A 14557-nucleotide genomic window follows, 5' to 3' on the forward strand; every position below is an offset into this window, starting at 1 on the left:
AACCCGTAGCGGTTTACGCAAGAGATTGATACAGTATACAGTACACGAGTTTGATGACTTTCCTGAATTGGGTGATGTAGGCCCTGTAGTGACGAGAGTGGTGGATCATTGATAGATGATTCATGCATAACTCAAAACCACTACGAGAAGACCAAGAACCTGCATCGTATACCCTAGTAGTTTGCTTGGCACCCATAGAGCTGTGGAACCACCTGATCCCATCCCGAACTCAGAAGTGAAACGCAGTATCGCCGATGGTAGTGTGGGGTTTCCCCATGTGAGAGTAGGTCAGTGCCAAGCTTAATTTCTGAGCCTCGTTGGATGAACGTCTAACGAGGCTTTTTTGTTTCTGGGGTGATTTAAATACATCATTATTGCTCCTTTGTTTGTGGTATATTCTCAGAAATTATCAGTATTAAAGGGTTTGACTTGAGAGTAACAACTGTATGTTGCTAAATGATAAGACTAGCTTATGGCTAATACTCTTAGTTATGTTCTTGAGCCTAGTTTATTTATTAAACCCTGTCCTAACCCCCTTTCTTGTGGGAGCTTTAATTGCCTACTTATTAGACCCTGTCGCAGATTACCTTGAGACCAAAAGATTGTCTCGTATTTCTGCTGTAGTTGTGGTTTTTCTTTTAGGTTTTTTAGCTGTTTTGATTGTTTTATTATTAATTATTCCTATTATTGAGACACAGTTAAGAAAGCTATTGGAAGTACTTCCTAACTATATTAGCTGGGGAATCAGTACCTTGGGTCCTTTTTTAGAGAAAAATTTTAATATTAATCTAAGTGTTTTTGAAGTTGATCGCTTAAAAGAAATTATTACATCTAATTGGCGCAGTACAGGTGGTCTGATTAAAAATACCTTACAAACAGTCTCTAAGTCGAGTTTTGTGGTATTAGAATGGATTGCAAACTTAGCACTTATCCCCTTGATTAGTTTTTATTTATTACGAGATTGGGATAGGTTAGTTGCTTATTTACATGATTTATTGCCCCGAACAATTGAGCCTATTGTTACTAAACTAACACTAGAGTCTGATCAGGTATTAGGCGCTTTTTTGCGTGGTCAGCTTTCTGTTATGGTAGTTTTAAGTTTTATCTATGCCTTAGGTTTATCATTAGTAGGTTTAGATTTTGGTGTTTTAATAGGAGTTATTGCAGGACTAGTCAGCTTTGTACCTTATTTAGGGGTTATCATTGGCTTATTGCTCGCTTGTTTAGCTGTTATTTTTCAAACCCAAAGCTTAGGTGACCTAATGTGGGTTTTTGCCGTTTTTGGGGCTGGTCAACTCATTGAAAGTTTTATCCTTACGCCGATATTAGTAGGAGATAAAATTGGTTTACATCCTGTGGTAGTGATTTTTGCTATTATGGCAGGAGGGACGTTATTTGGTTTTGTGGGAGTACTACTTGCTTTACCAGTGACGGCTGTTATTGCAGTTGTGTTACGCTATGTTATAACTATTTATAAACAAAGCTCCTTCTATGAAGAGTTAGATGATGATACGCAGCCATGAATCAAATTCCTCTTAATCTGAATCTACAGACACATTACTCGTTTGATAATTTCTATCTGACCGATGCTAATCGTGAATTATTTGAATTGCTTAAACAAGTGGAGGCTCCCCGTTTTAATCAGTTATTAGTGTGGGGGGCACATGGGGCTGGAAAGTCTCACTTATTACAAGCGTTCTGTAATCGTTCTTACGTGCATCAAAAGCGGGTTTTTTATGTTCCTTTAAAGACATTAGCCGCTTATGGATCTAAGGTATTGGTGGGAATGGAGCATTTTGATGCTTTAGTGATTGATGATTTTGAGCGTATTTTGGGAGATATCACTTGGGAAGAAACCTTATATGGTCTTATTAATGAGCGTTATTATCGCAAGCAGCAATTAATTCTATGTACTACCCAAGCGCCTAATACCTTAATCTGTGAATTAGATGATTTAGTACAGCGTTTAAAGTGGGGTGTAACCTATGAAGTGGAACATCTTACCCCGCAGGATTTACCTTTAGCATTAAAGTGGCTCAGCTTACAACGAGGATTTGAACTAGCAGATAGTGTAGTGGACTATATTACTAAGCATTATGCTGACAATATGTCTTGCTTAAATGCAGTATTGGAGTACTTAGACCGACGCAGTTTAAAAGAAGGCAAGAAAATTACCCGTTCGTTTGCTCAGCAAGTACTCCAAGATTTTAAATGTTAATCCATTAAAAAATCATCATCATAGATGTCTTTTAACCGTTTACGCAGTGCTTGACGTTCAATTAAATCTTCAATATTCCGTCTAACAACATGCGGTTTACTTTTACTCGCATCATTCGATACTAATTTTTCAGTATCAATTTCAGCTTCTTCGATGTACTCATCGTTATTATTATCACGCATGATACCTTCTCCGATAAAGCTTTTCTCTTAGGCAAAGCTAACCACACACATTATGATAGTCACAAGAAGTAGACTTTTACTCAGTATAGAAAACAAAGCTGAATAGGCACTGAGTACCTATTAGCTCTATTTAATCATAACTTTTGAGTGCTCTTTTTAGGTGATGTTCAACGCTGAAGCAAGAAAAATTATTATTGCATGGCTTTTTTCAGACTATTGATATGAGCTAAAAAGCGTTCAGGTGGCATATAGCCGGTAATCCGATGCTCGGATGACTCTAATCCATCGATTCCAAAAAACAAAATGGTAGGTGGGCCTATAACTTTAAAGGCTGCTTGAAGCTCTATATCGCTTTCGGTGTTAGCTGTTACATCTGCCTTCAGCAATACCATGCCCATCTTCGTTGTTGCTTCAATCACAGCAGGAGAGCTAAAAACGTTAGCTTCCAGACGTTTGCATTCAATACACCACTCTGCTGTGAAGTCTAGCATAATGACTTTTTTATTCGAACTTGCATTATTTAATGCAGCCTCTAGCTCATCTAAATTACGCACAGACTTAAATTCTAAGCTACTAGGTAGGGTAGAGAAATTATTAGCAGGGGAGTTAAAAACACCTTTGAGGGGTTGTAGTAAATATTGGCTACCACTCGCTACACCGAATAAAATCAATAAACCGTAGATGAAAATAATTAATCCGATACTTTTCCAGAAACGATTCCAGCCATTCACCTCATCATGAAGTTTATCCAAAGCCCCCATATAAATACCGGAAGTAATCAATAGGATGCTGGTTAAAGCCATGGTGACTTCATAAGGTACAATACGCTTTAACATGTAAATCGCCATACCCAGCATCATAATGCCAAATATCGCTTTGGTGGTATCCATCCAAGCCCCTGCACGTGGCAATAAATGTCCAGCAGAGGTTCCCACAATTAATAACGGTAAGCCCATGGCAAAGCCCATGGTAAATAAAGCCGTGCCACCTAAAATCGCATCATGGCTATCGGCGATATAGGTCAAGGCACCCGTGAGTACGGGGCCAGTACAAGGGCCTACGATCAAGGTGGAGAGAAAGCCCATCATGGCTGCACCTAGAAAACTGCCACCTTGTTGTTTATTACTGACCTCACTCAGCCGATTTTGAATGCTAGTAGGCATCTGTAGCTCATAAAAACCGAACATGGAGAGCGATAACAGCACAAACAAAGCCGCAAAGGCTGAAATAACGGCAGGATGTTGTAGGGTGGCTTGGATATTTTGCCCAAAGAAGCCAAACATGACCCCTATAAATGCGTAGGCTGTCGCACTAGCCAGAATATAAACTAGCGATAATAAGAACGCCTTACGTGAAGAGATATTGCCAGAACCCGCAATAATACCGGATAAAATCGGGATCATAGGGAAAATGCAGGGGGTAAAGACTAGTGCTAAACCCATTAAGAGAAAGCCTGTCAATACACCTAAAAAGCTACGTGTCTCTAATAAGGACGACACTTCTTCTGCCTCGGTTTCGGCAGCAGTAGGGCTAGGTACAGGTACTGCTAATTTAGAGACAGGTTTTTCGGGGCTGGCTTCTGGGATATTAAGTGCGGCAAGATCAATAGTAGAGCGTATCGTTTGAGGGGGGTAACAGACTCCATTATCATTCGAGCAGCCTTGATAGTGGGTAATTAGATTAACAGCCGGCGTATTCCCCTGATAATTGATAGGAATAATGATACTAACATCTCTGGGGTAAACTTCGATCTGACCAAAAAACTCATCATCTACCAGCTCACCTTTGGGATAAGTAATTTCGCCTAAAGTGACTGGGGTAGCGTTTTCATCTAAGGCAAATTTAATTTTATTCTTATAAAGATGATAACCTTTGCCGATTTTCCAGCTAGCTTGTAGGGTATGTTTATCAATAGCGGTAAGTTCAAAGGGAAACGCTCGTTCTACATCAAGGGCATTTTTAGCGTTTTTAATTTTAGCAATGGGGTCTGTGCTACTAGCTACCGTCTCGGCCTGTGTGGTGGGGGAAGACGTTGGTGCAGCAATAACAGAGTCTGCTGGAGTAGGCTGTGATGGAATACTGCTCGTGGAGGTTGTGCCTTCAGACTCCCCAATATCCGCACCAAGATTAACTTTAAGCGTCTTATTAATAGGTGGGTAACATATACCAATATCGGCACAGCCTTGGTATTTGATTTTTAAAGCAAGTTCGAGTGGCTTACGAGCTTCCCTCTGGCGCTTTAGCGGTACTGTGAGGGAAAAGGACTCATGATAGACGGGCACATTGCCAAAAGTTGGATCTTGTTTAACTTTAGGCTCTGGGAACTCAATGTCTGCTACTTGTATTCCGGGGGTTTCAACACTAAATTCAATTTTCTCTTTATAAAGGTAATAGCCCGGCGCTATTTCCCAGTACGCATCTAACCCACCAAAAGTTTCAGCAACCGTTAATTTGAATGCTTGTTCAGGTGGAATTAATTTATTCTCAGCATGAGCACTATGGATGCCGTAGCTGCATAACCATAAGGCGAGTATTATTATTATTCGCATTATTGAGTACTCTTTTCGATCCAGGCTAAGTAAGCAGGTAGGCCATGGCTTGCAGAATATCCAATTAATTCAGGTACTTGATAAGGATGTATTTTTACAAGAGCCGCTTGTAGAGCTGTATACTGTTGCCGTGTTGTTTTTATTATTAAAATAACTTCAGTGCTTTCTTCTAGTTGTTCTTCCCAAATATAAAATGATTGGGCTTGAGGTAGTAATTTAACACAAGCAGCTAAATGTTGCTCTACTAGGAGCTTAGCGGCTTGTTGTGCTGCAATTAAATCAGGCCAACTAGAAAATAGTATAAGGTGATTTGCTGTCATTAGCTTTGTTCAAACCCTATAGAGCGAGGTGACAAGATAGTGGAGACCATGAATCTTAGATGGGGAAAATCTTAATCGAATCGACCCCGGAAAACCATATGGTTTTCTTACCACTTTGGTAAATAAGTGTTGTGGTTATGCGACAGGAGTTATTAATGCATCGAAAACAAAGAGCCACACTAAATATTTAGTAGTGTGGCTCTTTACGGAGCCTTTTAATAAAAATTAAAGGCTTCTATCAATTGGCTATTGCTGATCTTCAGGAATCAGGAACTCATTGAGTTCACGACCTGAGGAAATTTTTTGATCCAGCCAAGTAGGACGACGTCCACGACCTGTCCACGTTTGTGAAGGATCTTCAGGATTACGGTATTTAGGACGTACAATTTTACTAGGCGCTTTAGCACTTTGAATCTCTTCCAAAGTAATACCACTATTGCCTAGTAAACCATCGATTTGACGACGTAACTCGGCTATTTCCTCACGTTTACGCCGTTCAATTACCACTTCAATACTACCTTTTAACTCATTTAACTCAGCAACAGTTAAATCCTTAATTTTTTGCTCTAGTTCACTCACAATTTCTACCCTAATTTAAAAAAGATATTTAGATTGGCCTATTAATATCATCATGGCGTTTTCAAATTGTCAAGATTTAATAGCAAACGAATTATGAAATAATGCAAACTCGTGCAATTATTCTCTAGTGGATTAGTTTAAGTGGGTAGCTTTTGCGAAATACATGGGCGCTTAAAGTACTTTTAATATTTGGTGTATTGATGATAAGACAGATTTCTAGACAAAAATAGTATGAGATCGGTTAATCAATCTCTAATTAATTGGCTGTTCGCTATTAGTAGCTAACGAAGAATGCGCTAGTCGGGCTAACTAAAACGGAGTCACTATGCTTTGCTGTTGTGAGAGTGCTTGATTAAGTTTAAATTATTATCAAAACTACCTTTATGACCGTTTACCCCGCTACTCCCTCTCTTAGTAGATTAAGCTGCTATACTGGCTCTAGTGGATAACAATAACAACGATTCTGGTGATATAATGCAGGTGTTTAAAGCTATTTTGGCTATTATCGGGCTGTTAGGTCTAGTGGCTGGAGGAGTTAGTTTAGCTTTCAACTTCCAAAGTCTATCGGATGTAGCATGGGTGATACAGGGCATCGCTCTTTTATGCCTAGCGACTTATATCATTTTAACGCTGAATCGTTTTTATAGCACTTCCTCACAAAGTTTCACTAGTGAGCTGGAGCTAGATAAACTCAATGGTATCCCTTTGGCTTTTAAAGATGTTAACTCCGCGCATCAAGCCGAATGGATATTGGATGCTTTAGCGGGTGGGGTCATCGCTACTACCCTAGAGGGCACTATTTTATATATTAATAATCATGCCCAGCAACTGACTGAGTTTAACTATAATGAGGCTAAACTCAAACCTATTGATTTGATAATGAAATTAGAGGCGAATCACCTCTCAACTAAACAAATTTTGGAGCTAAATCGCCAAGGTGATCCAGAGCAACATTTTCAGTTTGAGCACATTAGGCTAACGACTAAAAAGGGACAGGTTTGTTTTTTAGAACTGCATACGACCCGCTTATCGATACAAACAGATTTAATAATTTTTATTTTTAGGGATATTAGTTCGGAGCGTAAAGTCATTAGCCGCCTATATCGTCAAGCGGCACATGATCCATTAACAGGCTTGATGAATAGACGTAGCTTTGAGCAATATGTGGGGCAACTGATTCAAAATGGTAACGGCAGTCCCAATACTCATATCTTGGCCTCGCTTGATTTGGATAATTTTAAAGTCGTGAATGATACCAGTGGGCATCAAGCGGGAGATGAACTCTTAAAACAAGTGGCACAGATATTCCTACGTGCCGTGCGCCGTAGTGATAAAGTGGCTCGTATGGGCGGTGATGAGTTTGCTATTTTGTTGGAAAAATGTGCGCTGGATAAAGGCATTCATATTATGGAGTCTATTCAGCAAGAGCTACGTGGTTTTCGTTTTAGCTGGCAGGGGCAAGTATTTAATCTCGCGGCGAGTATTGGGGTATTAGAGATTAAACCCGATTATAAAGCCGATATTAGTGAAACCTTTGCCGTGGTGGACAAAGCTTGCTATGCCGCTAAGGCATTAGGGCGCAATCAAATTTCGGTTCATATGGCTGAGCCTATGAGTGCAAAAGTGATTGAGTCAGAATCAATGGGTACGGATTGGGCTAAATTGCTGCAAGATGCCATGGAGCATGATCATTTTGTATTGTTTGTACAACCCATATTTCCTTTACAAGAACAAGTGTCCAGCCCCTACGTACATTTTGAAATATTATTACGTTTACCCTACCGCAAAACTTTACTCAGCCCCGGCAGTTTCCTACCTGCAGCGGATCGGCTCGATATGATGGCGCGTATTGATCGTTGGATTATTCGGCGTGTCTTCCAACTCATGGCACAACATAATCTGAAGGTAGCCAATGGCATAGAGCCACGCTTTATGATTAATTTATCCTCTCAAGCGGTACAAGATATCGACCTATTTGATTATATCAAAGGGCAAATTAACCACTGGCAGACCAATCCTAAATTACTGTGTTTTGAAATTTCTGAGTCGGTAGCTATCGCTAATTTTGTACAGACTAAGCGACTAATGAAATCCCTGAGTCAACTAGGGGTCAGCTTAGTATTAGATGATTTCGGCAGTGGTTTTTCATCCTTAAGTTATATTCGTGATCTACCCTTAAGCTACTTAAAAATCGATGGTAATTTTGTACATAATTTAGTCTCTAGTCCCATTGATGCCGCGATGATTAAGGCTGTGCATGAGGTGGGGCAAGTGATGAATCTGTACACGGTTGCCGAATTGGTTGAGGATGGGGAAACTTTAGATCAATTACGTGCCATAGGAATTAATTTTGCCCAAGGTTATTACTGTGGTAAGCCTTATCCCTTTTTAGAACTATGTAGCAAGGGTATTCACCCAAGTACCGTCGCGCGACGTGAATAAACAGGTTTTGTAAGGTAAACTTGCTTAACAAACCCGCTTAATCTTAAGGTAGCGGTTATTGACTAATTAGCGAACTCTTAAGTTAAGGATAGTGTTGTGAGCCGTTTTTCCCTGTTAGCGGTGATTTTGATTCTTGTTCCCACCATTGAAATTTTTACTTTTGTACAAGTGGGGCAAAGTATTGGGTATTTACCTGCTTTATTAGTGCTGATTCTAATGACCTTACTGGGCAGTTATTTATTGCGCAGGGAGGGACTCGCCACCGTGAGCCGGGTTGTGAGCAGTGTTGCCGCTGGGCAGCCCCCTGCTATGGAAGTATTAGAAGGCTTGATGGTGGGTGTTGCTGCTTTGTTTTTGCTTATCCCCGGATTTGTGAGCGATATCATTGGCTTAACACTGTTAATCCCTTTCACCCGACGTGCCCTATTAAAGTTCTGGTTAGGGCGTAAATTGAAGAATGTACAAGATATAGCAGCCAATCTACGCACTAGTGCTAAGGTCGTTCCACCTGAGCAAATTGTGATGAAACCACAGGGGCAAACTCACTATGATTATGAGGGTGAGTATGTGCGTAAAGACTAAAAAATTATAATCCTACCCTTGACATCGGATGGTTGATCCTTATTATTAGCACTCGTTACCGATGAGTGCTAATCCATGATTACAAGCTTCATCGTAGTGTTTTTAGTATTTAACTACTTTATTTTGAAGTTTAGAGGAGTCATCCATGAACATTCGTCCCCTACATGATCGCGTTGTGGTGCGTCGTTTAGAAGAAGAGCGCAAAACCGCTGGCGGCATTATTATCCCCGACAATGCGACTGAAAAACCTGATCGTGGTCAAGTATTAGCTACAGGCCCTGGCAAATTAGGTAATGACAATCAACGTGCTGCTTTACAAGTCAGAGAAGGCGACACGGTATTATTCGGTAAATACGCAGGTACTACTGTTCGCGTGGATGGCGAAGAGTTATTAATCATGCGTGAAGAAGATATTTTAGCTGTGATTGAAGCGTAATAGTGACTGCTATTTTATTTAATACGTTTAAAAATCAGGCTTAGAAAGGAATAAAAGATGAGTGCTAAAGAAGTACGTTTTGGTGATGATGCGCGTGCCCGTATGGTGCGTGGTATTAATGTTTTAGCGAATGCAGTAAAAGTAACCCTAGGCCCTAAAGGCCGTAATGTGGTGCTAGAAAAATCATTCGGTGCGCCTACTGTTACTAAAGACGGTGTGTCTGTTGCCAAAGAAATCGAATTAGAAGATAAATTCGAGAACATGGGCGCTCAATTAGTAAAAGAAGTATCCTCTAAAACTTCTGATGCTGCCGGTGATGGTACAACAACTGCGACCGTATTAGCACAAGCTATCGTGCGTGAAGGTATGAAATCAGTGACTGCCGGTATGAATCCTATGGATTTAAAACGCGGTATTGATAAAGCAGTTATTGCAGCCGTAGCACAATTACACGGTCTGTCTATCCCTTGTGCGGATAATAATGCCATTGCTCAAGTGGGCACTATTTCTGCCAACTCGGATGAGAATATCGGTAATATTATTGCTGAAGCCATGGACAAAGTAGGCAAAGAAGGGGTTATTACTGTTGAAGAAGGTAACTCTTTAGAGAATGAATTAGCCGTGGTTGAAGGTATGCAATTCGACCGTGGTTACCTCTCTCCTTACTTTGTAAATAATCAACAAAGTATGAGTGCTGAATTAGAGAATCCTTTCATTCTATTACACGATAAAAAAATCTCTAATATCCGTGACATGCTGCCAGCGCTAGAAGGTGCTGCTAAAGCAGGCCGTCCTTTAGTGATCGTAGCTGAAGATATTGAAGGTGAAGCATTAGCAACGCTAGTCGTTAATAATATTCGCGGTATTGTGAAAGTAGCAGCCGTTAAAGCGCCAGGCTTTGGTGATCGTCGTAAAGCGATGCTACAAGATATTGCTACTCTGACCGGTGGCACCGTGATCTCTGACGAAGTTGGTATGAACTTAGATCAAGTGACTTTAAATGATCTAGGTCAAGCCAAACGCGTAGTGATTACGAAAGAAGATACTACCATTATCGATGGTGCTGGTAATGCGGAAGATATTAAAGCCCGTGTTGATCAAATCCGTGCTCAAATTGAAGTCACTACTTCTGACTATGACCGTGAAAAATTACAAGAACGTGTGGCTAAATTAGCCGGCGGTGTCGCGGTTATTAAAGTCGGTGCGGCTACTGAAGTTGAAATGAAAGAGAAGAAAGCTCGTGTAGAAGATGCGTTACATGCGACTCGTGCAGCAGTTGAAGAAGGTGTCGTACCAGGCGGCGGTGTTGCCTTAGTACGTGCTTTACAAGCTATCGGTAGCTTAAAAGGCGAAAACCACGATCAAGATGCAGGTATTCAAATTGCTCTACGTGCAATGGAAGAGCCTTTACGTCAAATCTGCGACAACGCAGGTGATGAGCCATCTGTAGTATTAAATGCAGTTAAAGCGGGTCAAGGTAACTATGGTTATAATGCTCGTACCTCTGAGTACGGTGATATGATCACTATGGGTATCTTAGATCCGACTAAAGTTACCCGTACTGCATTACAAAATGCAGCCTCTGTTGCTGGTTTAATTATTACAACAGAAGCAATGGTTGCTGAATTACCGAAGAAAGATGCTCCTGCAATGCCTGATATGGGCGGCATGGGTGGTATGGGCGGCATGATGTAATCGCCTGATTACTCAATGATTCCCTAACAAAAAGCCCGCATTGCGGGCTTTTTGTTGTAAAGAAAAGCGCTAATTGTGCTTTTGTACCTTTGGAATACAAGCCCATTCGTCTTGTGTGGACTTTTTGGGGCTAGGTTTTTGAGTCTCAGCATGGCTTTGCCCTTTTTTAAGCTCCTCGCCTAAGGCTTCGGAGTCTACGGCAAATAGTGGGTAACTAGTCATTAGCATACTAATTGACATCATTAGAGCATAACATTTCTGAGTCATGGGCATATCTCTTAAATAGCATAGAGTCGGGTCTGAAAAAACTCGAGTAACAAATCAGAGGCTTGAATGGAATATTCACCTCCACCTGGTTTCTCACCTTCTTGCCAGTAGATATTCATCAGCCCAAAATAGTCTGCCATGATCGGGCGGATATTATTGCGAATCTGGTTAGTCCAGTATTGTATGTGGGATTGTATCTCGCGTTTTTCTTGTGCTGTGATTCCCTCACAGTACGGGTTTCCACCCAGCAGGCGGACAAATTCACCTTGTGATAGAGGGAGTTGCCCAGTCAAGCGTCTGAATACCAATACTTGAGCAATTGTTAAGCGTTCCGTATTGAGTAACCAACGCTTATGTTTAGCATATAATGCCGGAGATTGCCGTTTTTTAAGCAAAATATCGGGCGAATATTGCTCTAAAAATGGAATAATCTCCGCCCAATGTGCTTGACGCTGTAAATCAGTAATAATCCCTCTTAAGATTTCGTCACCAGAAGTGCTTGTGTGCATGTTCATCCCTTGGTCAAAGCCTCGTAATCAGTTGGCTAGATCTATATATGTAACGCAATAATAGACCAAGAGATGACGCAAAAGTGTCAAATAACCCGAAGCTTATCGACAATTAGTTAAAAACTAATCTAAAAGCGTCGATAAAGGTACTTCTATGAGCTCATCCGCCGGATCAGGAGCCGAATAAATGGGACGCCTAGGTGCTTCAGCTCTGCGATACTGGGGCGGAATGATGGGTCTTCTTGTTGTTTGTACAGGTATGATTCGCGCCCTATCTGCCCGCCGCATGGTGTCCATATAGTCTTCTTCTACCGCCGGTTCAGCCCTATTATAACGAGGTCTTATCGGTGTTGCCGCATAGCTAGGCTGTTGTGCTGGTCGGCTGGGAGCAGCGCGACGAGTGGCAGGACGCGCTACGGTGGTACGTGGTGGTCTAGCCGGTTCGGCTTTAGGTACAGGTTCTGGTTGACGTGAGACAACAGGACGCCGCGTTACCGCCGTGGGTTGTATATCCGGTTTGGGACGGGCTACGGGTATTCTTTTGGCTGTAGTAGCCTCAGAAATAACAGTTTTCTGAACTCTAGGTGTCTCTGTTTTATCTCTACCCACTCTATCTCTAGACGCTGTTGCGGCTCTATTCGTGCTTGCGACTACTTCGGGTTTATTGCGATCAGTTCGGTCTCTAGTTGGCGCTGCTGCCTCCGTTTTAGCTTTATAAACGGTAGTCGGTGTTTCAGCCTTAGCAGTAGTTTTTATGGTGTTGATAGTAGCCGGTGTTGGTGTGGCGACTACGGCTGTAGCTGTAGTTGGCAAACTAGCCGCTTGTGCAAGCGCTTGGGTAATATCCTGTGCGGAAAGCGCTTTTGAAGAGATATCCGTTTCCGTTGAAGTGTTATCTGTTGCGGCTTGCTCTGACACCACCTCGGTCGTCTCAGCAACTTCGGTATTAGGTACGACTACTAATTCCGGTTGTGCCGTTTTTAAAGTTTGATAGGAGGCTTCTAACTGCGCTTGATTGCTCGCGACTAATTCTAACTTATACTGATTGATCAGCTCAGACGTATCAGTCAATAAGCTTTGTGTATCTTGAATCGTTTTAGCACTGATTTGTTGTTGAATCGCGGCCTGTTGTTTTTTTACTGTTTCTAAGAGTAAATAGTTCGCCTCAGGATGCTCAGGTTGACGGGTTAAGACTTGCGTTAAAAACAAGGCTGCATTTTGCTCACCATTGGCGGCAGTCCAACGCTGTTCAGAGAGGGCATCTTGAGCTTGAGCTAATAAGCGTTCTACTGCTAATTGTTCTGCTTGAGTAGATTTCAATAGCTGCTCTAAAGAGGCTTGTTTCATATCGTACTGGGTTAAACTGAATTCTTTAATCCATTGGTTTGTTTGATTGAGCAAAGTATTGGCATGAACGAGGTCTTTAGCGTCCAGCAAGCTCTGTGCTTGAGTATGCTCATGTTGTATGGCTTGGTCTAGTAGTGGCAACCAAGTTTCGCGTTGGGTGGAGCTACTGAGTTGGCTGCGGATCTTGTCAACAATAGGCGTGAGATTAGCCGAGCTACCGAAAACAAATTGTTGTTTTAATTCGTTGCTCAGGGCGTTAAAAGTAGCTGTAGTCGGATCTATCTCTACAGGTGCTGGAGCAATGGGTGGTTGTGCTTCAGCACTTTGAGGGGGCGTATGAGTCGCTGGCTCAGCTTTAGTATTGGCGGCTGACTCATTATTAGTACCCGGTTTAACACTAGCCATCACGGTTGTGTGTGGATCTAAATAGGTCTCAGCCCGTTGGGCTAAATGGTGAACGGCTAAACCAGTAATAGTCACTGCTGCGGCAACTGCTGTGGATAGTAGTATATTAGTGGTTGAACGTTTAGTGAGTTGCTTAATAAACAGTGCAGGTGATGCTTGGCGCTGCCCTGGTTGGAGCGTTAACCCTTGTTGTAAAGTTTCTTGGGCGTGTGTAGATAAGCCTTTAATAGGGCTTACTTGAGTATGACGCACCACCGCTTCTAGGGTATGTTGCTTTTTAAAAGGCGCTTCGCCTGTTAAAAAGTGATAAGCCATCGCTGCCAAGGAAAAAACATCATCCTCTGCTTTAGGCACATCACCTACGGCTACAGCCGGGCTGATATAACTCGAATTTAAGGTGAGACGATAATCCACATGATGAGCGGTTTTTTCAATATAGTGCCGAAGGGCATAAACCAAAGGTGCATTTAATAGCCGTACTGAACCATTATGCAATTGCAATGCCGCAGGTTCTAAAAAGCCATAAGTCGGTGGCAATAACTGGTTGAGGCTAGAGGATATAACACTGAGATAAACTTTTAGCTCTTGTAAAAGTCGGTGGGTATCTTTACCACCATGTAAATATTCGCTAAAGAGTTTACCTTCCGTATGCGGTAACACTAACCATAAATTACCATTATCATTACCGCTATCGGTTACGATAGGTAAAATAGAGGAACTAGACTCGGTAAAGGGCATAAGCACTTCATAAAGTGCATCCTCAAAACCATTCAATTGACTCAGTGCAGAACTGACTTTGAGTAATAGGACATGAGCATCGGGCGTTGCAGTGTCCTTTACTTCTAAATCACGCGCCCAATAAACATCCGCTAGGGCGGTACGTCCTAAACAACGTGTTAAAGAATAACGCCAACCCATCATAGGATGCAGTGGCGTAGTAGTAGACAAATCCGATACCATTTAGGTGGCCTCGCAACAACAAGCTAAGAATTACTTTGTATAAATCTTGCCATTATCTAACAGACT

Annotated in this window: 13 protein-coding genes and 1 rRNA gene; 7 read left to right on the plus strand and 7 right to left on the minus strand. The window is 41.7% G+C overall.

Annotation, left to right across the window (positions count from 1 at the left end):
- Positions 1-184 precede the first annotated feature (184 nt).
- From rrf to A3IK_RS0108410, 3 genes are all read left to right on the plus strand, one after another.
- Positions 185-300 (plus strand): 5S ribosomal RNA (rrf, locus tag A3IK_RS0108400).
- A 146-nt stretch (positions 301-446) separates the two neighbouring features.
- Positions 447-1523, plus strand: a complete 1077-nt coding sequence (locus A3IK_RS0108405) for an AI-2E family transporter (protein ID WP_020559539.1) — start codon at positions 447-449, stop codon at positions 1521-1523.
- Complete coding sequence (locus A3IK_RS0108410; RefSeq protein WP_020559540.1) at positions 1520-2218, plus strand: DnaA ATPase domain-containing protein; 699 nt, start codon at positions 1520-1522, stop codon at positions 2216-2218. Before A3IK_RS0108405 ends, A3IK_RS0108410 begins: the two co-directional genes overlap by 4 nt.
- Here the strand turns inward: A3IK_RS0108410 and A3IK_RS0108415 are convergent.
- The 4 genes from A3IK_RS0108415 to A3IK_RS0108430 form a co-directional block, all read right to left on the minus strand.
- Positions 2215-2400, minus strand: coding sequence for a PA3496 family putative envelope integrity protein (locus tag A3IK_RS0108415; protein WP_020559541.1), 186 nt, complete (start codon positions 2398-2400; stop codon positions 2215-2217). The two genes, A3IK_RS0108410 and A3IK_RS0108415, sit on opposite strands and share 4 nt — an antisense overlap.
- Positions 2401-2591: 191 nt before the next feature.
- Complete coding sequence (locus A3IK_RS0108420; protein ID WP_020559542.1) at positions 2592-4949, minus strand: protein-disulfide reductase DsbD; 2358 nt, start codon at positions 4947-4949, stop codon at positions 2592-2594.
- On the minus strand, positions 4949-5269 hold the full coding sequence (cutA, locus tag A3IK_RS0108425) for a divalent-cation tolerance protein CutA (RefSeq protein ID WP_020559543.1): 321 nt from the start codon (positions 5267-5269) through the stop codon (positions 4949-4951). Before cutA ends, A3IK_RS0108420 begins: the two co-directional genes overlap by 1 nt.
- Positions 5270-5515: 246 nt before the next feature.
- The gene (locus A3IK_RS0108430; RefSeq protein WP_020559544.1) at positions 5516-5848 is read right to left on the minus strand and encodes an H-NS histone family protein; all 333 of its coding nucleotides are present in this window, start codon (positions 5846-5848) and stop codon (positions 5516-5518) included.
- Positions 5849-6322: 474 nt separating this feature from the next.
- On the opposite strand from A3IK_RS0108430, the gene A3IK_RS0108435 reads away from it, so the two are divergent.
- The 4 genes from A3IK_RS0108435 (at position 6323) to groL (ending at position 11003) form a co-directional block, all read left to right on the plus strand.
- Positions 6323-8290 (plus strand): putative bifunctional diguanylate cyclase/phosphodiesterase, encoded by a 1968-nt coding sequence (locus A3IK_RS0108435; protein ID WP_020559545.1) that lies wholly within the window; start codon positions 6323-6325, stop codon positions 8288-8290.
- 96 nt (positions 8291-8386) lie between these two features.
- Positions 8387-8872: an FxsA family protein gene (locus A3IK_RS18915; RefSeq protein WP_020559546.1), complete on the plus strand. Its 486-nt coding sequence runs from the start codon at positions 8387-8389 to the stop codon at positions 8870-8872.
- Between the two features lie 145 nt (positions 8873-9017).
- On the plus strand, positions 9018-9308 hold the full coding sequence (gene groES, locus A3IK_RS0108445) for a co-chaperone GroES (RefSeq protein WP_020559547.1): 291 nt from the start codon (positions 9018-9020) through the stop codon (positions 9306-9308).
- Between the two features lie 57 nt (positions 9309-9365).
- Positions 9366-11003: a chaperonin GroEL gene (gene groL / locus A3IK_RS0108450; RefSeq protein WP_020559548.1), complete on the plus strand. Its 1638-nt coding sequence runs from the start codon at positions 9366-9368 to the stop codon at positions 11001-11003.
- A gap of 69 nt (positions 11004-11072) precedes the next feature.
- On the opposite strand, the gene A3IK_RS0108455 is transcribed toward groL, so the two are convergent.
- The 3 genes from A3IK_RS0108455 to A3IK_RS0108465 form a co-directional block, all read right to left on the minus strand.
- Positions 11073-11270: a hypothetical protein gene (locus A3IK_RS0108455; RefSeq protein ID WP_020559549.1), complete on the minus strand. Its 198-nt coding sequence runs from the start codon at positions 11268-11270 to the stop codon at positions 11073-11075.
- Between the two features lie 11 nt (positions 11271-11281).
- Positions 11282-11779, minus strand: coding sequence for a hypothetical protein (locus A3IK_RS0108460; RefSeq protein WP_020559550.1), 498 nt, complete (start codon positions 11777-11779; stop codon positions 11282-11284).
- A 123-nt stretch (positions 11780-11902) separates the two neighbouring features.
- Positions 11903-14491 carry a hypothetical protein gene (locus A3IK_RS0108465; protein WP_020559551.1) on the minus strand — a complete coding sequence of 863 codons (2589 nt, stop codon included), beginning with the start codon at positions 14489-14491 and terminating at the stop codon, positions 11903-11905.
- Positions 14492-14557 lie beyond the last annotated feature (66 nt).

This window comes from Thiofilum flexile DSM 14609 (assembly GCF_000380185.1).
Taxonomy (GTDB): domain Bacteria; phylum Pseudomonadota; class Gammaproteobacteria; order Thiotrichales; family Thiotrichaceae; genus Thiofilum; species Thiofilum flexile.